The organism is Affinundibacterium flavidum (assembly GCF_014284175.1).
Taxonomy (GTDB): Bacteria; Pseudomonadota; Gammaproteobacteria; order Burkholderiales; family Burkholderiaceae_D; genus Undibacterium; species Undibacterium flavidum.
In genome coordinates, this window is the sequence record NZ_JACOGA010000006.1 from 166,385 (window position 1) to 186,860 (window position 20,476).

15 protein-coding genes are annotated in these 20,476 nt (G+C 46.1%); 11 read left to right on the forward strand and 4 right to left on the reverse strand.

Annotation, left to right across the window (positions count from 1 at the left end; translation table 11 throughout):
- The 10 genes from H8K55_RS08090 (at position 1) to H8K55_RS08135 (ending at position 16,756) form a co-directional block, all read left to right on the forward strand.
- Positions 1-534 (forward strand): F0F1 ATP synthase subunit delta, encoded by a 534-nt coding sequence (locus H8K55_RS08090; RefSeq protein ID WP_186941571.1) that lies wholly within the window; start codon positions 1-3, stop codon positions 532-534.
- A 175-nt stretch (positions 535-709) separates the two neighbouring features.
- Complete coding sequence (atpA, locus tag H8K55_RS08095; protein WP_186941572.1) at positions 710-2,251, forward strand: F0F1 ATP synthase subunit alpha; 1,542 nt, start codon at positions 710-712, stop codon at positions 2,249-2,251.
- 27 nt (positions 2,252-2,278) lie between these two features.
- The gene (gene atpG, locus H8K55_RS08100; RefSeq protein WP_186941573.1) at positions 2,279-3,148 is read left to right on the forward strand and encodes a F0F1 ATP synthase subunit gamma; all 870 of its coding nucleotides are present in this window, start codon (positions 2,279-2,281) and stop codon (positions 3,146-3,148) included.
- A 216-nt stretch (positions 3,149-3,364) separates the two neighbouring features.
- On the forward strand, positions 3,365-4,768 hold the full coding sequence (gene atpD, locus H8K55_RS08105; protein WP_186941574.1) for a F0F1 ATP synthase subunit beta: 1,404 nt from the start codon (positions 3,365-3,367) through the stop codon (positions 4,766-4,768).
- A gap of 195 nt (positions 4,769-4,963) precedes the next feature.
- Positions 4,964-5,386 (forward strand): F0F1 ATP synthase subunit epsilon, encoded by a 423-nt coding sequence (locus H8K55_RS08110; RefSeq protein ID WP_186941575.1) that lies wholly within the window; start codon positions 4,964-4,966, stop codon positions 5,384-5,386.
- Between the two features lie 135 nt (positions 5,387-5,521).
- The gene (locus tag H8K55_RS08115) at positions 5,522-5,998 is read left to right on the forward strand and encodes a CoA-binding protein (protein ID WP_186941576.1); all 477 of its coding nucleotides are present in this window, start codon (positions 5,522-5,524) and stop codon (positions 5,996-5,998) included.
- Between the two features lie 21 nt (positions 5,999-6,019).
- The gene (locus H8K55_RS08120; RefSeq protein WP_186941577.1) at positions 6,020-6,829 is read left to right on the forward strand and encodes a polyphosphate kinase 2 family protein; all 810 of its coding nucleotides are present in this window, start codon (positions 6,020-6,022) and stop codon (positions 6,827-6,829) included.
- Between the two features lie 1,182 nt (positions 6,830-8,011).
- Positions 8,012-10,690, forward strand: a complete 2,679-nt coding sequence (locus H8K55_RS08125) for a TonB-dependent receptor (RefSeq protein ID WP_230408528.1) — start codon at positions 8,012-8,014, stop codon at positions 10,688-10,690.
- 112 nt (positions 10,691-10,802) lie between these two features.
- A complete protein-coding gene (locus H8K55_RS08130) occupies positions 10,803-12,344 on the forward strand; it encodes a tryptophan halogenase family protein (RefSeq protein ID WP_186941579.1) in 1,542 nt (513 codons plus the stop codon).
- Positions 12,345-12,574: 230 nt separating this feature from the next.
- On the forward strand, positions 12,575-16,756 hold the full coding sequence (locus H8K55_RS08135; protein WP_186941580.1) for a DUF3857 domain-containing protein: 4,182 nt from the start codon (positions 12,575-12,577) through the stop codon (positions 16,754-16,756).
- 146 nt (positions 16,757-16,902) lie between these two features.
- Here H8K55_RS08135 and H8K55_RS08140 read toward each other — a convergent pair whose 3' ends face one another.
- Positions 16,903-17,940 carry an OmpA family protein gene (locus H8K55_RS08140; RefSeq protein ID WP_186941581.1) on the reverse strand — a complete coding sequence of 346 codons (1,038 nt, stop codon included), beginning with the start codon at positions 17,938-17,940 and terminating at the stop codon, positions 16,903-16,905.
- Between the two features lie 354 nt (positions 17,941-18,294).
- Here H8K55_RS08140 and H8K55_RS08145 point away from each other — a divergent pair, with 354 nt between their 5' ends.
- Positions 18,295-18,816 carry a hypothetical protein gene (locus H8K55_RS08145; RefSeq protein ID WP_186941582.1) on the forward strand — a complete coding sequence of 174 codons (522 nt, stop codon included), beginning with the start codon at positions 18,295-18,297 and terminating at the stop codon, positions 18,814-18,816.
- Between the two features lie 213 nt (positions 18,817-19,029).
- On the opposite strand, the gene H8K55_RS08150 is transcribed toward H8K55_RS08145, so the two are convergent.
- The 3 genes from H8K55_RS08150 to H8K55_RS08160 form a co-directional block, all read right to left on the reverse strand.
- Positions 19,030-19,335, reverse strand: a complete 306-nt coding sequence (locus tag H8K55_RS08150; protein WP_186941583.1) for a type II toxin-antitoxin system RelE/ParE family toxin — start codon at positions 19,333-19,335, stop codon at positions 19,030-19,032.
- A 9-nt stretch (positions 19,336-19,344) separates the two neighbouring features.
- Positions 19,345-19,605 carry a type II toxin-antitoxin system Phd/YefM family antitoxin gene (locus tag H8K55_RS08155; protein WP_186941584.1) on the reverse strand — a complete coding sequence of 87 codons (261 nt, stop codon included), beginning with the start codon at positions 19,603-19,605 and terminating at the stop codon, positions 19,345-19,347.
- Positions 19,606-19,700: 95 nt separating this feature from the next.
- Positions 19,701-20,459 (reverse strand): DUF6445 family protein, encoded by a 759-nt coding sequence (locus H8K55_RS08160; RefSeq protein ID WP_186941585.1) that lies wholly within the window; start codon positions 20,457-20,459, stop codon positions 19,701-19,703.
- Between the last annotated feature and the right edge of the window lie 17 nt (positions 20,460-20,476).

Consider the following 20,476-nt stretch of genomic DNA (forward strand, 5'->3'; position numbering starts at 1 on the left):
ATGGCAGAACTCGCAACGATCGCTCGTCCATACGCAGAAGCGTTGTATCGCGTTGCTAAGTCCGGCAACCTGTCCGCCTGGTCGGAACTGGTTGCTGAGATGGCGCAAGCCGCGGCGCACCCAGATGTAGTAGCTCTTGCACATAACCCCAAAGTCTCCGCAGCGCAAACTGCTGAGGCTTTCTTGTCCGTGTTGAAGTCACCTGTTAATGCTGAAGCGAAAAACTTCATCACTACATTGACTGAATATGACCGTTTAACCACGTTGCCAGAAATCGCTGTGCAATTTCACGCTTTGCAAAATGCCGACGCTGGCTCTGCAGACGCTGAAATCACCAGTGCATTTGAAATGACTGAAGCACAGGTTAAAGATTTGGCCGTAACACTGGAAAAGAAATTTGGTCGCAAACTGCACCCAACCGTGACAGTGGATTCGTCCCTGATCGGTGGTGTGCGTATCGTGGTTGGTGATCAAGTGTTAGATACTTCGGTTCGCGCTAAGCTGCAACAGATGCACAACGCTCTGACGGCCTAATTGGCAGTCAAAAGGGAGCCTCTATAAATTCAATTATAGAGATGCAGCACAAGGTGACTTAGTTGAAAAACCTTGGAGCAATACGAAAGTATTGCGAGGAAAATCAACGCAGTGATGCGCTCTAGAATTGGATTTTAGTGGTTCCCGAAAGAATGAAATAATTTTAGGAGTTTGTATGCAACTCAACCCATCAGAAATCAGCGAGTTGATCAAGAGCCGTATTCAAGGCCTTGGCGACGGTGCTGAGATTCGTAATCAAGGTACGGTTATTTCCGTTACCGACGGCATCTGCCGCATCCACGGTTTGTCCGACGCGATGCAAGGCGAGATGTTGGAATTCCCAGGCAATACATTTGGTCTGGCTTTGAACTTGGAACGTGATTCCGTTGGTGCCGTTATTCTCGGTGACTACGAGCACATCTCTGAAGGCGACACAGTGAAATGTACTGGTCGTATTTTGGAAGTTCCTATCGGCCCAGAATTGCGCGGCCGCGTTGTCAATGCATTGGGTCAACCAATCGACGGCAAAGGTCCTATCAATGCAAAATTGTCTGCACCAATCGAAAAGATTGCTCCAGGCGTTATTGCACGTCAATCCGTTTCTCAACCATTGCAAACTGGTTTGAAGTCTATCGACTCCATGGTTCCAGTTGGTCGTGGTCAGCGTGAATTGATCATTGGCGATCGTCAAACTGGTAAAACAGCGGTAGCGATTGATGCGATCATCAACCAAAAAGGTCAAGACGTTACATGTATCTATGTAGCGATTGGTCAAAAAGCCTCTTCCGTTAAAAACGTCGTACGTGCTTTAGAAGCACACGGCGCGATGGAATACACGATCGTTGTTGCAGCAACTGCAGCTGAATCTGCAGCGATGCAATACGTATCCGCATACTCCGGTTGTGCGATGGGTGAATACTTCCGTGATCGCGGCGAAGACGCATTGATCGTTTATGATGATTTGTCTAAGCAAGCTGTGGCTTACCGTCAAGTTTCCTTGTTGTTGCGCCGTCCACCAGGCCGTGAAGCTTACCCAGGTGACGTGTTCTATTTGCACTCACGTTTATTAGAGCGCGCAGCACGTGTTAACCCAGACTACGTTGAGGCTTTCACTCAAGGTGCGGTAAAAGGTAAGACAGGTTCTTTGACAGCATTGCCTATCATTGAAACTCAAGCTGGTGACGTTTCTGCTTTCGTTCCAACTAACGTCATTTCTATTACTGACGGTCAGATTTTCTTGGAAACTTCTTTGTTTAACGCCGGTATTCGTCCAGCGATTAACGCGGGTATTTCCGTGTCTCGCGTTGGTGGTGCTGCTCAAACTAAAGTTATCAAAAACTTGTCCGGCGGTATTCGTACTGACTTGGCGCAGTATCGTGAATTGGCTGCGTTTGCGCAGTTCGCGTCTGATCTGGATGAAGCAACACGTAAGCAATTGGATCGTGGTGCACGTGTTACTGAATTGTTGAAACAAGCTCAGTACGCACCATTGTCAATTTCTCTGATGGCTGTCACTTTGTTCGCAGTGAACAAAGGCTTCTTGGATGATGTACCTGTGAAGAAAGTTTTGGCTTTCGAAGCTGGCGTACACAACTTCATGAAAACTAGCCATGCAGCCTTGTTGCAAAAGATTGAAGAGACTAAGCAGTTGGACAAAGATGGCGAAGCTGCCATGGCTGCCGCAATCGCTGATTTCAAAAAATCCGGCGCGTTTTAATTACTTATAGCTTGAAGGAGTTTACTCATGGCTGTAGGTAAAGAGATACGTGGCAAGATCAAGAGCGTAGAGAATACGAAGAAGATCACGAAGGCGATGGAAATGGTCGCCGCTTCTAAAATGCGTAAAGCGCAGGAAAGAATGCGTGCGGCTCGTCCGTACAGTGAAAAGATTCGTACGATCACAGCTAACTTGTCACAAGCTAACCCAGAGTACACGCATCCTTTCATGGTTCAACAAGACCAATCCAAGAAAGTTGGATTGGTTGTTGTGACGACAGATAAGGGTTTGTGCGGTGGCTTGAATACCAACGTTTTGCGTTTGGTCACCAATAAAATGCGTGAACTTGAAGCTCAGGGTTCAAAAATTGAAGCGGTCGCAATTGGTAATAAAGGTCTTGGTTTCCTGAATCGTGTAGGTGCAAAAGTTGTGTCGCATGCGACGCAATTGGGTGATACACCCCACCTCGATAAATTGATTGGTCCAGTGAAGTTGTTATTGGATGCGTATCAGGAAGGCAAAATCGATGCGGTTTACTTAAGCTACACGAAATTCATTAACACCATGAAGCAAGAGCCCGTGTTAGAGCAATTATTGCCTCTGACAGCGGACAAGCTGGAAACAAATAAAGCCCAACATTCTTGGGACTATATTTACGAACCAGATGCGGCTGCGGTGATCGATGAATTGTTGATACGTTATGTTGAAGCTTTGATTTATCAAGCGGTTGCAGAAAACATGGCGTCTGAACAATCGGCACGTATGGTGGCGATGAAGTCAGCAAGTGATAACGCAGGTAGTGTGATTGGTGAGTTGAAGTTGATTTACAACAAAACTCGTCAAGCCGCTATTACCAAAGAGCTTTCCGAGATCGTCGCCGGCGCGGCAGCGGTCTAATTAGCGGTCTAATGCAGTTTAGCTCCTCCCCTCGAATTTTAATTTTTGGGGGAGGTTGGGAGGGGGATGGGTTTATTTTGGGGTACTAAAAGTCGCGTTTAATTTTTTCTTAGTTACTCGCGGTTTACCCCATCCCCACCCCGGCCCTCGCCCAGAGTGAAAACTCGGGGGAGGGAGTTGAAGTGAAGAATCTATTTTAATATTGAAGGAACGAACATGGCTAATGGCAAAATCGTTCAGTGTATCGGCGCTGTTGTGGACGTTGAATTTCCACGCGACGCGATGCCTAAGGTTTACGATGCCTTGAAAATGGAAGGCTCTGACCTGACGTTAGAAGTACAACAGCAATTGGGTGACGGTATTGTCCGTACGATTGCTTTGGGTACTTCTGATGGTCTACGTCGCGGCTTGATGGTTAGTAACACAGGTAAACCAATTATGGTTCCAACCGGCAAAGCAACACTCGGCCGTATTATGGACGTATTGGGTAACCCAATTGATGAATGTGGTCCGGTTAGCCGTGAAACACAAGCATCGATTCACCGTAAAGCACCTGCTTACGACGAACTCTCTCCATCGCAAGAATTGTTGGAAACCGGTATCAAAGTTATTGATCTGGTTTGCCCATTTGCGAAGGGTGGTAAAGTTGGTTTGTTCGGTGGTGCCGGTGTTGGTAAAACCGTTAACATGATGGAGTTGATCAACAACATCGCGAAAGCACACAGCGGTTTGTCCGTGTTTGCTGGTGTTGGTGAACGTACTCGTGAAGGTAATGACTTCTACCACGAAATGGCTGACGCTAACGTTGTTAACTTGGAAAAGCCTGAAGATTCCAAAGTAGCGATGGTGTACGGTCAGATGAATGAACCACCAGGTAACCGTTTGCGCGTTGCTTTGACTGGTTTGACCATCGCTGAAGGTTTCCGTGACGAAGGTAAAGACGTGTTGTTCTTCGTCGATAACATCTATCGTTACACATTGGCTGGTACTGAAGTTTCCGCGTTGTTGGGCCGTATGCCTTCCGCGGTAGGTTACCAACCAACATTGGCTGAAGAAATGGGTCGTTTGCAAGAACGTATTACTTCCACTAAGACTGGTTCTATTACTTCTATTCAAGCGGTTTACGTTCCAGCGGATGACTTGACTGATCCATCCCCAGCTACTACGTTTGCTCACTTGGATTCCACTGTTGTTTTGTCACGTGACATCGCCTCTTTGGGTATTTACCCAGCGGTTGATCCACTCGATTCAACTTCACGTCAGTTGGATCCACAAGTCGTTGGTCAAGATCACTACGAAACAGCACGCGCTGTTCAAGGTACTTTGCAACGCTACAAAGAATTGCGTGACATTATCGCGATTTTGGGTATGGACGAATTGGCACCTGAAGATAAGTTGATCGTTGCTCGTGCACGTAAGATGCAACGTTTCTTGTCTCAGCCTTTCCACGTTGCTGAGGTATTTACTGGTTCTCCAGGTAAATACGTTTCACTGAAAGATACAATCAAAGGCTTCAAGATGATTGCATCCGGTGAACTCGATCACTTGCCAGAACAAGCGTTCTACATGGTAGGTACAATCGACGAAGCGATCGAAAAAGCGAAGAAAATGGCAGCGTAATTAGCCAAGAGGAGAGAGCGACTTCTATCATTTGATGGTAGGAGAATCTCCCTCCCCTTCAAGGGGAGGGTTGGGGTGGGGATGGGGTAAAGTCTGAGTAACATCAGACAAAGTTAACAACCTCATCAAGCGAACCCCCTCCCCCTCCCAGCCTCCCCCTTGAAGGGGGAGGGGCAAAACAGAAAAGGTTAGCACATGGCACATACTATTCACGTTGACGTGGTTTCCGCAGAAGAGTTGATCTTTTCTGGCGAAGCTGAATTCGTCGCGTTGCCGGGTGAATCAGGTGAATTGGGTATTTATCCAAAACACACACCATTGATCACACGTATCAAGCCAGGCGCAGTACGTATTAAGGTTGCAGGTCAAGCGGAAGACGAATTTGTATTCGTTGCCGGCGGTATCCTGGAAGTTCAGCCTGATACAGTCACTGTATTGGCCGATACGGCGATTCGTGGTCATGATCTTGATGAAGCGAAAGCAGCAGAAGCTAAGAAATTGGCGGAAGAAGCTTTGGTTAATCGCGATGCAGGCATCGACTACGCGCAAGCGCAAGCCGAGCTGCAATCAGCGATCGCGCAATTGGCAGCGATACAGAAATTACGTTCGAAGCGTTAATTCTGCAAAGATTTTACTTTGTAGAAAGCAGTAAAAGTTAGAAGATATTGGTTTTACGATATTAGTCTTAAGAGAAAAGAGGCAGCTACGGCTGCCTTTTTCTTTTTCCACATGATTTTTGTAGGGAGTTGAAATATGTCAGAAGGGTTGATTGATCATCTCATTGACGATCGCAATAATGATCGTATTAATGATCGCATTAATGATCTGCTAGGCACCGCGAAGACTATTGCCATCGTCGGCATCTCGAATAAACCAGAGCGCGACAGTTACAAAGTGGCAGAGTACTTACAAAAGCATGGCTACAAAATTGTGGCGGTGAATCCACACCAAGCGGGCAATACCATTTTAGGTGAGCACTGTTATCCGAGCTTGGAAGAAGCGCAACGACAAACAAGTCTCAGCATCGATATCGTTGACTGTTTCCGTAAATCAGAAGATATTCCTGCCATACTGACAGAAGCGATAGCAGTCAAAGCTGCAGCACTCTGGATGCAGCTAGGCATCGTTAATGATACTGCCGCAAATCAGGCACGCGCCGCCGGATTAGAAGTGGTGATGGATAAATGCACCAAGATAGAACATAAGCGTTTGCACAATATCGTCGAATAGATCAAGCGGGAGTGATTAGGCATGAATATCTCAGCACAATTTCTGGCTTCAAACAAAACGCTCTTGCAAGATAAAGATGCGGGATTGCATGCTTTTTCTTCTGACAGCAATAAGACCTTGATGAAAGAAAAGACGCTGGAGCTCAGTGCGCAAATCGCCGAGTTTCAAAATATCCTGTACGCCCAACAAAAACATAAACTGCTGATTGTGCTGCAAGGTATGGATACGTCGGGCAAAGATGGTACGGTCAGAGTCGTTTTCGGCGCATCCAATCCTGCTGGTGTACGTAGCGTTAGCTTTAAAGCGCCGAGCAGTGTTGAACTCGCCCACGATTATTTATGGCGCATCCATCAGCAAGTTCCCGCCGCCGGTGAGTTAGTTATCTTTAATCGCAGTCATTACGAAGATGTCTTGATCACGCGTGTACATGGCTGGATCACCACTGAAGAAGTCAAACGACGCTACGCGCACATCAATGCCTTTGAACGTATGTTGAGTGAAACGGGAACGACCATCCTAAAATTCTTTTTACACATTTCTAAAGATGAGCAAAAAGAGCGACTTGAAGAGCGTCTCAAAGATCCGCATAAACATTGGAAATTTGATCCGCAAGATCTGACAGAACGTGCGTCTTGGAAAGACTATCAGGATGCCTATCAAGCGGCGATCAGTGCCACGCATACCGAACAAGCACCTTGGCACATTATTCCCGCCAATTCCAAAACTCAACGTAATCTCATCATCGCCAGCATCGTTGCCGAGACACTCGCGAGCTTGAATCTCAGCTACCCAGATCCACATCCGGAATACTTTAAAATCAAAGTTGAATAGCTTAAAAAAGCAGCAATAATTTGTTTGAAAAATATCTTTATCCACAAAATAATAAAAGAAATTTATCCCAAGAAATTATTTTGTAAAAAATCAACATGAATTAAATTGTTTATTTTCAATGAGTTACGAATGCAATTTAATTCAAACTCTGTCGTCATGCCGTAGCGCACCAAATTATTCATTAATTACCCACAAAGTTATCCACAGATTTTTCGCTGCAGTCTGAGTGTTAATTAGTTGGATATGCGTTTGACTATTTCCTCGTCCATCAACGCCCATTGGAAGCTAAAGAGGTGATGCTTTTTCGTCTTAAGTCGAGGACGTGACTCCATTTCCTGTGCACGGCAAAGTAATGCGATTCTGCTTCATCTATGAGCTTAACTATCGCCTGAACAGGAGTCCGCTTCGTTGTGCTCGAAAGCCTTGCCAACGCACGCTTGAAGCTGTCCACAAAAATTCGTAGCGGAAACTGAAAAGCAAAACCAATGATTTCAGAAGCACCTAAATCATGAGCATGATTGAGATGATGGAATAGCTGAGTCAGTTTAGATACGCAAAATTGCTTACCAAAATGTCGCAAAAAAACACAAATTGGGAACGTTTCCAAAAAAATCTTGACACTAATTTTTAATGAGTGCTATATTCCAAATCACAAATGGAAACGATTCCACTTAAAGCGCCAAATTCGAACAATTGATCTTATTTTTCGAAGCTGCCGATCAGCAAATGAGTCAGACGCTCACATTGAGGACGCAAAGAAGCGCTTAGCTTAGCCGTAAGGAATAGAAGACTGTGTAGAAAACTAGCGAGCATTTGAAAAGTATAGCGATCGCTTAAATACTGCATGGAGATTGCATAGAGATCGAACCGAGCGAAAAGCAGTGAAAATGAGATCGACCATGAAGTACGCATTGCAAACACAAGCTTGAATAGAAATAGCAAAGAGTAGAAGCAAAACGGCCGCAGTGAAATAGGCAAGGAATCGCAAGCAAGGAATTACACAAGGCCAGTAGAGAAGTTGAATCAATTAGAAACAAGCTCAAAAATGCCGACTATGTAGCAAACATTCGGCAAACAATTGGCGAACATATCGCCTGATAATAGCGAATAAAAGCGGGTAGTGCGAAAAGCCTATCTCAACAAGGAGACAAAATGTTTCATCTGAAAACGAAAAGAACCCTCATGAGCGTGGCAGTTGCAGGCGCATGTGGATTGATGACCGCACATGCACATGCACAAGCGCAACAAGTAAGCGAGCAGAGCAAAACTAACGAGCCAGTTAGTGGTAAGAAAGCAGAAAGCAAAGAAACCGATAAGATCCAAGAAGTCAACGTAACCGCGACCCGCTATTCAACCTCACTGTTACGCACACCGTTGGCAGTCACCGCCTTCAATCAAGAAAGCCTGGCGCGCATGGGCGTCACTAGTGCCAAAGATTTGGCGAACGAAATTCCTAACGTCACCATCGTGCAATCGAATGACTCCGCGATTCAGGTCACTATCCGCGGTATCACTTCCAGCAACACGACCGAGATTGGCGATCCAGCGGTTGGTTTCCACGTCGACGGTATGTATTCCCCACGTCCACAAGGCGCACAAGCTTTGATGTTTGACGTTGCGCAGGTTGAAGTCCTGCGCGGCCCACAAGGTACTTTGTTCGGTCGTAATTCTACTGGCGGTACGATCAATGTGATTTCCGCTAAGCCTGATTTCAGTGGCAACTACGGTAGCGCAGAAGTTGAACTCGGCAACTATAACAAGCGTCAGGTTCACGCGATACAAAACATTAAAGTCAACAACGAGTTGGCTTTGCGCGCAGCGATCATGAAAGTGACGCGTGATGGCTATGCAAATCAAATGCAAGATTTCAGCGAAGCGAATTTGCCATCTAAAGGCTGGATACCTGACGGCATACCAGACAATATCCAACGCTGGAATCGCAAAGTAGATCCTAGCGACTACTACACAAATCAAAATGAATGGGCTGCGCGTTTATCCGCTTTGTACAAAGTGAATAAAGATTGGAAATTGCACGCGACCTATGAAGAGTTTCAAGATTCCAGCGCGGGAGGTACTGCGTTTAAAGACTGCGAATCGACTAAAGGTACACGCTATGCTTGCCCAGCGGGTTGGGGACGTTTTGATCTGAAAATTAACGTGCCGGGTATGACCGACATGAAGATACGCACTTTGCGTGCCGGTTCAAATTGGAATATCAGCAATGACGCTAGCTTGGACTATAACTTCGCTTTAGCAGATCAACGCCGTAGTCAGTTATATGACAATGATAAAGGTAATCAAACTGCATTGCCGTTCCAGATCACGCAAGATCATCCACGCATTGCGGGTGGTAATAACTGGGGTACTTGGCCTCTAGCAGACCAATATCAACAAACGGTCGATTCTAAATATGTGTCCACGGTGCACGAGCTACAGTTGAAGCAACGCTTAGGCGATCTGCAATATGTGGCTGGTTTGTTCTGGATGCACGAGAAGAATCAAATTAACTATGAAGTGGTTGATTTGTATCGCGCACCAGTGGGTCTCGCATCTGGCGCATTCTATGCGCAACCGGATCGCCAAGTTGACGCCAAAGCGGTGTTTGCCCAAGCCGATTGGAAGTTTGCACCAACTTGGACTGCGACTGCAGGTCTGCGTTACAGCGTGGACAAAAAGACCGATAAAGACGGTTTAAACCTCGGCGGCTGGTGGGGGCAAAAAGAGTTCTACAACGGCGGCTTTGATCCGGGAACACCGGGCACGCCTGGCTACCACCTGCCACAAGGTAATGACTTGAATTACGGTCCGGGTGGTAGCGCAGCAGCTTATGCAGGCTATGGCACACCAAGCAAAAATGATCATACCGATTCATGGCGAAAAATGACTTGGCGTTTAGGTTTGCAAACGCAAATCAATGAAAATCAAATGGCGTATGCAGCACTGGCGACAGGCTACAAAGCTGGTGGTTTCGGCGATCGCACTTTGGCCTGCGGTGGTTCAGCATCCGGCCCAGACGCACGCAAATGTGCGGATGGTAAACCGAATGTTGAGACTTTCTTGCCTTACAAACCAGAGTTGGTCACCAACTTTGAATTGGGCTATAAAGGCAAATTCTTAGACAATACTTTGAGTTTGTCCGCGGTCGCTTTTGCGATGAATTATAAGGATCAACAATTAACCAATACCTATTTCGTCGCAAAATACATTACGCCTGTACCTTGTACGTCCGATCAACCAAAATGCGACGTGTACGAAACCTGGCGCACGATTAATGTCGGTAATACCAAGATTCGCGGCTTAGAAGTTGAATGGGATTACAAACCATGGCCGGGTGCAAAAATTGGTGGCGCTTTCACTTTGCTCGATACCAAGATTCATGACTACGGTTCTTACAGTGATGATTACAACTGTGATGCGCGGGTAGAGTTTGGCGACACACCATGCCCTGCACCTTACGCTGGTTTAGGTCCTGATAATGGAAAACGTCTGTATGACGTTACCAATAACAGTTTGCCAAATGCGCCGAAACGCACCTTCATGCTGCATTTCTCACAGAAATTTGATTTGCCTAGCGGTTATAGCATTACGCCGTACATCAAAACGAATTGGCGCGATAAGGCCTATTTTGACGTGCGTAATGATGAGTTCAAACATATAGGACGCTATCAAAAAGCCTATGCACTGGTCGATGCTTCGGTACGCTTAGATGCGCCAGAAGATAAATGGCACGCCGAACTGTTTGTACGCAATGCGGCAGACAGCAAGGCCGTGTACTGGCGCGGCTCAGGTGTTGGCGCGCAGATGAATTCGGCACCAGTCGAACCGCGTATGTTTGGTATCCGTTTCGGTTTTAACTATTAATATTCCTGGGGCGTTTCTCTCTATGTCGTGTAATCTTGATGATTGCACGACATAGATTTTTTTCACCCGAATTAGAATATAGAATCAAACCAAAACACCGCATGGAACACAAATGACAGAACGCCGAATACAAGATATCGTGATCGTTGGTGGTGGCACTGCCGGTTGGATGAGTGCCGCAGCTCTCGCACAATTGCTGCCGAATCATTATCGTTATCGTTTGGTTGAATCAGATCAAATTTCTACCATTGGTGTCGGTGAGGCAACCATCCCCAGCATACGCAATTTCAATATGCATCTGGGTATAGATGAAAACGATTTCATCCGCCACACGCAAGGCACGTTCAAGCTAGGCATAGAATTTGTTAATTGGGGCATCAATAACAGTACCTATTTTCATGGCTTTGGTTCGGTCGGGCGCGATCAACCGACCGCTAATTTTTACCATTATTGGCTCAAGCTCAATCAGATGGGCATGGCAGGTGGATTGGAACCTTATTCCATTAATACGGTTGCCAGCATGCTAGGGAAATTCAGTGTAGGACGTCCTGATTTGCCTAATTCGCCTTTATCCGATTTATCGTATGCCTATCATTTTGATGCTGGTCTCTACGCAAAATATTTGCGCGCCTATGCCGAGCAACGCGGTGTAAAACGCACCGAAGGCCGCATTGTGCAAACTTTGCTGCGTGAGAGCGATGGCTATATCGATGCGCTGGTCATGGAAAATGGTGAAAAAATTCATGGCGACTTCTTTATTGATTGCTCTGGCATGGTCGGTCTGTTGATCGAGAAAGCATTACAGACCGGTTATGAAGATTGGCGTCATTGGCTCCCATGCGATACTGCGATCGCTGTGCCGTGTAGCTTGGCTGGTTCAGCGCAAGCACATACCCGCTCAACCGCACACAGTGCAGGTTGGCAATGGCGAATTCCCTTGCAACATCGTATTGGCAACGGACATGTGTTTTCCAGCAATTTTATGGATGTGGCGCAAGCACAAGACATCTTAATGAATAATCTGGACGGCAAAGCATTGGCAGAACCACGTCAGATCAAGTTCATTACTGGCAAACGCAAAAAGGCCTGGAACAAAAATTGTATCGCCATCGGTTTGTCTGGCGGATTTATGGAGCCACTAGAATCGACCAGTATTCACATGGTCAAAACGGGCTTAATGCGCCTGATTACTTTCTTTCCCGATAAAGATTTTGATCAGGTCGATATCGATAATTACAATCGACTCACCGACAAAGAGTACGCACAGATTCGCGATTTTCTGATTTTGCATTACAAAGTTAATCAACGCGATGACTCTGAATTCTGGCGCTATTGTCGTGAGATGGACGTCCCCGAGAGTTTGCAAATCAAGCTCGATTTATTCGCCAGTCACGGACGAATTTTGCGCGAAAACGAAGAGCTATTTCCTGAGGACAGCTGGCTACAAGTGATGCACGGACAAGGACTGCGACCACGTCGTTATAGTCCCGTAGTCGATCAACGCAGTCCAGAAGAAATCGCCGGTTTCCTGCACAACACGCAGGCAGTGATATGTAAATGCGTGGATGCGATGCCATCTCATCTTGACTATATACGTGCCAATTGTATGGCCAAGCCTATGGCTGATTCCAGCCCACTACTTCGTACTGGCTAGGCAGGGAAGTTCAGGCTCACCATAACCCATCCTTTCCGCTGAGGAAATCCAAAAGCTCGCCACCGTTAGGGGCGGGCTTTTTCTATGGATTTCTTGTTTTCGTCCTTGTTTTTGAGTTTGTGCAAAGAAGAACGGCTATATAATATTTGTTGAAGTTTCTATTTGAAGCGAATCTTGTCACGGACACCAATGTAGACATCGCTATCTTTCACATCTTATCCCATTCACTTATGCGTCTATTTTCCATCCTGCTGGCAATTTTTTTGACCGGCAGCACTGTTGCACAAGCTCAAGTCACCAAATCTTCATCACCGACTTCCAAAAAAGAAAGCGCTAGCTTTAGCCGAAAAACGGCTCTACCACAGTGGACCCAGGGTTTAGCCGACATTCCAGCAACGCTAAGCAAAGAACCTGTCGTCGTTCGATTAAATGAAACGCAGGCCTGGGCTGGACCTTCACCTTCGGTCTTGATTAATCGTGCAATTCAGGTCAATGATCAAAATGCCCTTGGTTCTATTGGACAATTTGGCATCAATTATTTCCCTAAGTATCAACAATTAAATTTGCACAAAGTGGCAATCTTGCGCGGTGCTCAGATTATCGATAGAACCGCGACTGTGAATACACGCCTGTTGCAACGCGAAACCTCCATCGAAATTGGCATGATGGGTGGCGCCACTACGGTGCAGTTGCTGCTTGATGATGTGCGAGTCGGTGACACCTTATGGATTATCTACAGCGTTGATGGAGAAAACCCTGTCTTTGGGAAACGCTGGACCAGTGATTTCTACTGGGACGGAGGTTCATTAACTGAACTCCGCCGCGTTACCGTCCTGCATCCGCGCAATCGCCCGTTAATTTGGCGTCAGCTCGGAGATTACATCAAAGACGAGCTTAAACCGCAAATTGATGTGATTGGCGATATTGAGCGAATTCGCTTCGAAGGTAAGGCCATAGAAGCTCTCGACAATGAACCGTCGATCCCTAAGAGTTACATGCCTATTCGGATTTTGCAATTTTCTGAATACAATAATTGGCAAGAAGTCGGTGCATGGGCTGATAGTTTGTTTCCGAAAGTGACTAAGAGTGCGGAGCTGAAGAAGCTGGCACAAAGTTTTGCCGGCAAGACCGATCCTATGGCACAAGCCAGTGCAGCCTTACAATGGGTGCAAAATGAAGTGCGCTATTTTAGTGTGTCGATAGGAGAAAATTCGCACCGCCCGCAAACACCAGAGACCGTCTTAAAGCGACGTTATGGCGATTGCAAAGACAAAAGTTATCTGCTCGTGAGTCTGTTAGCGGAATTAGGTATAGAAGCACATCCCGTTTTGCTCTCAGCACAGGCACCAAAAAGCCCGGCAAAAATGCAAGCCTCTCCCGCTGTATTTGATCACGTCATCGTCCAGCTAAAAATAGCGGATAAGACCTATTACGTTGACCCAACCCGCACCAACCAGACTGCGATGATTGATAAGTTGACGCCAGCGTTTCCAGAAGCTGCAGGTTTGGTCGTGGATGCAGCGACCAAAGATTTATTGATGCTGCCTGCACGCAATGAAACCACGGTGCACTATGAACATCGTGAAGATATGAAGATCTTGAATTTGGATGGTGAGGCGATTTTAGAGACACGTGAAGTTTACCGTGGCAATTATGCCGAATGGGCGCGCCAGAAATTCCAAAGCTATACAAAGTCCGAATTCAAAAAAGCGATGCTGGGCATTTATGAAAAGTTGTATATGGAGATTTCCTTAGACAAAGATCCCAGCTTTCAAGACTATCCTGAAGACAATCGCTTTGAAATCAAGGCGCGCTATAAATTGCTTAACGTATTGACGCATAAAGATGGCAAATACAGCGTCGAATATGATACGCAAATTATTTATGACACTTTAGGCATACCAGAAAAAATCATTCGTAATTATCCGTTTGAATTGCCTGTAAATCGGTTTCATGGGCGTCATTATTTCAATCTAACTTGGCCAGAGACGGTGCGCGAGTTTGAATTACCAAGTGCGAAGAAACTCGATAATCCTTACTTTAAGTTGCATGAAGAAATGTCTGCTATGGGCAACTCTTTCAATTTCATCTCTGACTATCAAGTGAAAGCGAAGGAAGTAAGTGCTAAAGAAATGTCGGCATTTCAAAAACAGGCGAAAGAGTTAAGCAAGTTCACCAAGGGAAGTTTTCAGGTGTTTGAACGGCGCTTGATTAAGCCAGGCCTGAATGCTTTGACGATGAGAGAGCTAGAGGCGGTTAGAACGATAGGTGAAATCGAAGTCGCTGCCGAAAAATTACGTAAAACTAAACAAGAAGATGCCAATGTGTCAGAGCTTTGTGACATGTTGTTGTCCGCCATTCCGGTTGCCGAAATGGGCAGTAAATCAATCCAAGGTGCGAAGGCTGAAGTGGAAGCTATGTTACTGACAGATGAAAAAGTAGCAGGCTTGAAGCTCTGTCAGGCGAGGTTCTATTTCGCCGCAGGCAAGTACGATAAGAGTATGAAATTGTTTGAAGCCGAAGCGGCCTTGGGTGAAACTAGTACCTCTTTGAGGGACTTTGCGTGGGCCAATTTTTATGAATCAAAAACAGATACCGCAATCAGTTTAATCAATAAGTATTTCCACGGAAAAGCTAAGAGTGAAGATCAGTCAATTTCTGCACTGGATCTCGCTTATGTGGTGGCCCTGTATCAACGTGCGGGAAAAGCACTACCCGCCGAGATCCTCGCTGCCGCGACGGATATGCAAGATGGACCTTGGCCTCGACCTTTGCTGGCATTTCAATTGGGTAAAACTACTGAAGAAAACTTAGCCTCTTACCTCAAACGGTTTTCTGAGGATACGCAACAGCTGTATGCCAACGATATGTGGTTTTTTATCGGACAAAAACATCTTGCAGAAGGGCGACAAGATGAGGCAAAGGCGGCCTTTTCGTGGATAAAGAATAATGGCACGCGTAATCAATCCACTTATATGCAAGCACTTGCCGAATTGAGTCGTTTGCAAGCCAATGAAAAATTTTACGTGGAGGGTATCGATGCGCTATATCGTGGAGATTTCAAAGTCGCCTATGAAAATTTTAGCCGCAGTGCGCAACTAGGTTTTGCTAAAGCCAATACCGAATTGGGTGTAGCTTACTATCGTGGATATCGCGATGTTGTTCGGAAAGACAATAAGCGTGCATTGGAATTTTTTACTCTTGCCGCGAATGCTGGCGACGCCGAAGCGATCAATTTCGTCGGTAGTATGTACCTCGACGCAGCAGGCGTCGCGAAGGATGAAAAGATTGCGTTTGATTGGTTCTTAAAAGCTGCCGCCAAAGGTGATAAACATGCTTACTACAATCTTGCAAAGAACTACCTGAATGGCAATCTGGTGAGCAAAGATGTGGCACAGGCTGTGAATTACTACAAACTATCTGCGCTACAAGACTACGATGAGGCACAACTAGCCTTGTCTAGACTCTATTTTGGGGGCACAAATGTAGAGCGAGATTATGCACAAGCTTTCCGTTGGGCTTTACTCGCTACCTTCCATGGAAATACCGATGCAATGGTCATTCTCGGTCGTCTATTTTTGCGCGGCAACGGCGTTGCTCGCGACGGTAAGTCGGCATTGACTTGGTTAGAACAAGCAGCGAATCAGAAAAATTTAGATGCCGCCTTTTTTATAGGTCAAATCTACGGGGAAGGTATTGATGTTCCTGTCGATCAAAAATTGGCCGCAGAATGGATGAAGAAAGCTGCAGACTATGGGAATCAAGATGCAATCGCCGCCTTAGGTTGGATGTATCGAGAAGGGAAAGGAGTAACAGTTGATGTGTCCAAGGGCCGGGAAATGCTGGAACGCGCTGCGAGCTTAGGATCGGAAGTTGGTCAGGTTCAGATGGGGTATATGTATCAACAAGGTGTGGGTGTGACGAAGAATGATACCAAAGCAGTTGAGTACTTCCGTTTAGCCGCACTGCAAGATAATGTTCATGCGCAAAGTCAATTGGCACTGCATTTGCACTTTGGCTATGGAGTACAGAAAAATCTGGACGAAGCGGCAATTTGGTATGAAAAAGCCGCAGCAAGTGGCGACGCATTTTCACAAAATAATCTAGGCGATCTCTATGAAAATGGTACAGGGGTTAAGCAAGACATCGCGAAAGCCATCAGCTTGTACGAGCAAGCTGCAAATACGTCTTACTTTATGGGTTTTGTTAGTATAGGAAGTTTGTATGCGAAAGGAATTGGGATGAATAAAGACGCCTATTTCGCCTACTTGTACTACAAAATTGGAGAGAAGCTTGGGAAGCTCGACAGTACGCGTAGTACGGCAATTGCCATGAACCTGAGCCCAGCGGAAATTGAAAAGGCTGATCGCATCGTGAGTGAATGGAAAAAAGACATGCCTTTGCCGAAATAATTACTTCATGGCAGAGCTTCAGTTAACTTAAGCAAGATTTGCCGGGACTGAGAAAGCACGATAAACCAGTATTACGCCTTCTCAGTTCCAGTTTTAGTTCTTAGGCAGTAATTCTTAAGTTCGCACTTCTGACACATCCTCTTATCCTACTGCACCACCATCTCCACCCTTCGATTCCGTGCGCGGCCTGCTTCATCGTTATTGCTTGCAACTGGCGCCAGATTGGCGTTGCCTTTTGCAGTCATTCGACTCGCATCAATCTTATACGGAGCAGCGCTTAAGGCGGCTACCACGGCCAATGCACGTTGTAGTGACAGCGTGAGATTGCTATCAAAGTTGCCGACATTGTCGGTGTGTCCGACGATGAAATATTTTTGTTGGGTTTGCGCTTGCATCAGCTTTGCCATCTCATCTAATTGCGCCTTTGAATCGGCTTTGATTAAAGCTTTTCCCGTATCAAAAAATAATCCGTACAAGGCGATTTCCCCCTCGGTTTGCAAAGCCGCTTTGATTGCATTCGCATCCACACTAACCTGTCCGGTCTGCATCGCTTTTGGTTCTATGATCTGCAGAAATGTCGCCGTCAAACCAGTGACGTTGTAAGCCGCCACTGAGGTGTACAGCAAGACGTGCACTTCTTGCCCGGCATTCTTGAGCGTGCCATACAGCATTAAACCCTTATCTTCGCTTAAGGCCGAATAATGACTATAGCGACTGCCATCCGGCGTATAGATACTGCCATTTGCCCACTGCAATCCGTCGGTCGGTTTGCTTAATTTGCTCCAGGCTGAATACAAACTTGAACATTGATTCTCACAACTAAAGCCCGTTTTCAAGCCCGCCGATTTCAAGGCCTGTTCATAGTTACGATAGACTTCCAGCGGCACTTTGCCGCGTGGTGCCAGATAAATCAGGCGCGTTATTTTTCCTTCCAGCGTAAGGCTGTCTTTGATTTTCCTATCCTTATCTAATTGCGCACTGACAGGGATTGTCGCCGCATTCCATTCGTCTGACAGATAACCCGTTAACCATGAACCCGTGAAGCGCTTGATCAAAGGATGATCTTGCCCCTTGGCGACATCTTTACCCCATTCTTTTGCTTCATCGGCGTGACCCATGTTGGCGTGGCTACTGAGTAGAAGAAACAATGTGCTGCTGAGTAGTGTAATGAAAGTTTTTTTCAACATGATTTCCTTGTTGCGGAGCTTGGCGAGTTGCTTGAGGCGGATAGGTCAACAGAACCTAATACATGCCCGATTGAAAATTGACAGCGAGTCAGTGAATCAGCGAATTCGCTGCGCTGACAAAAAATAAAGAATTGTGAGTATTCCTGAATACCTGCTCGAATGCAAACGGAGCTGAAGTTATCTTGATTGCCGCTTCGATGCATACGGCATACGTTGCCTTCCTTCTTCGCTGTTTTGCGCACGTACTATCTATGACAAATGTTATGAATACTTTTAGATAAAATTAAAATTAATCTGATCTCACAGATCTTAACTTGATAAAATAAATGATACAAAACAAGGAGTGCCACCATGATGTTTCGAAACGCGATTGCTGCTGTGAGCCTGATGCTTCTGAGCCTTGCCTTATCGGCGCAAAGTCAGGCGCAACAAGTCATCATCCAATGTGATTCCAAAGCCGGAGAAATGAATATCCGCTATCGCGCTTCGGTAGAGCCAGAATCGCCGGGCGTTTCAGACCCATCACCTGGTACGCAACGCATAGATTTTAGTTCCTTGGTTCGCCCTACAGTTTGCCCAGAGTCTGGAGTGTGCATGATCACCGAGCTTAAAGAAGCTAAGCTCACTTGCCAGTTACCGGGAGCGATTTACGGCCTGACTTTCAAGCCCGTTCCCGGGAATTCAAACCGTCAGGGCATGTGCGGTGGAGTCATTTCTGGCACAGTAGAAATTAAGAAAAATGCTCAGCCTTTCATGCCCAAAACATCATTTGATACAGCCATGTGTAGCGACAAAGAGGACGCCGTCTTGGAATTCATTCACATCGCTGTGAATAAGAAAAGTCCTGAATTGCGTTGGCGGAAACTGCCTTGACTAAAATAAAGGTCAACAGACCCTAGGCCTGCATTTTTTGCTTTTCTTGCGGCGTAGAGTCACTCAATACCGATTGAACACTATGCAGCGGTAATCAAGCCTTACGGAAAAACCATTTTCAAGTCTATTTGTTTGTTCAAGTCGCATTCAAGGAAGTCCTAAGCTTTACTTTCGCTACAGAATTCACTGTGAGACAAGCAGATCAGTATGTACTTAATCTTTGGCGGTGAGATGACGAGTTGGCACCATAGTCTGATGTAAGATCGCCAAAACGATTAAATCGGTTTGAACTAGTTGGTAGTAAATCATATGACTTCCTTGAGGAAAGCTATATATTTTTGTACCCAGCTCTTCACTACGATCGATGCCGAGTAATGGATGTTTGAGTAGATGACGTAGTGCGGTGCGCAGTTCAACGATATAAGTTTGCGCTTGTACGCGGCCCCAATTCTTGAGCGTATATTGACGAATCCCAAGCAAGTCTTGTTTGGCTTGCTCGGTAAATATTAGACGTAGCATTTGAAAAAATTAAGTATTGTTGTCATCGAGTAGCGATTGCAACAATGCTTCACCATCATGTATTTTTCCGTCGTTAATATCATTCAAAGCGTGCTGGATTTTGTCTTGCAGTTGCTGTAATTTGAGAGTCTCCAATGCGGCGTAATCTTCGATCGATAGCATAACCGCCACCGCCTTACCATTGCGACTGATTTCAACAGGAGCTCGTTGCACCTTCAATAATAAATCGCCGAATTGCGTTTTCGCTTGATTAGAGGTCAGAGTTTCCATAATGCATATTCCTGATGATTAATTCGTTCGAATCGAGCGAATTATCTGATTATATGCCTAATTTGTGGGCGCGTTAACTGTCTGAATTTGTGAGATTAGGCGCATTTCTTAAATTTCAAAAAACCATTCAAAGCAAGACGCGCAGTACTTGGATCATCGTTTAGCAGTGTTGGCTGCGCGATTTGCGCGGCGTGAAAGATCGTTCCTTCGTAGAACAGTGCGCGATTCGATTTGGCTTCGACTGTGTGCATCAGTTCAAAATACGCATTGCTAGCGTGTAGATAGCTGGCTGGTGCTTGTAGCTTCTCATCGCAGACCTGCGTGGATGCGTGCTGTAGATCAGTGAGTAATTGACGTGTGTCGTCGATGCCTAGCTTGGGTCGATAAAAACTGGTGCCGCCTAACTCGGGGCGGTCGAACAGATAGACCACTGCGGCGGCGATGCCCATGCCGGGTGGAGAGCTTTCTGCATCCCGATGGCAGAGCCTTTGTAAGGGGTGTAACTGTGGTGGCTGTAAAGTCGTCATGGACATGCGACATGCAACACCGAGCTGGCGTCGAGCTTGGAAATACGGTCGTAATTGCAGCATGAAAAATTGTTCTAGGGCGAGCGCAAACTGGCGTCCCATATTGATTTCCACGCCAGGAAAATAGTTATCGTTGTCGTAGCGAAATGCATAGCGCTGCTCTTGCGCAAAGTCGACGAGTGCTCGCGGTTCGCGCAAGAAATCATCGATCACCAGACAATCGTGTCCATCAAATAAGGGCAGTCTTTGTATCGTTGCTTGTGGGTTAAACAGGCTTGATGGATTGCTGACGACGTAGCCTGTCGGATTATTCAGGGATAGGTTCATGCGGGTTATCGATTATG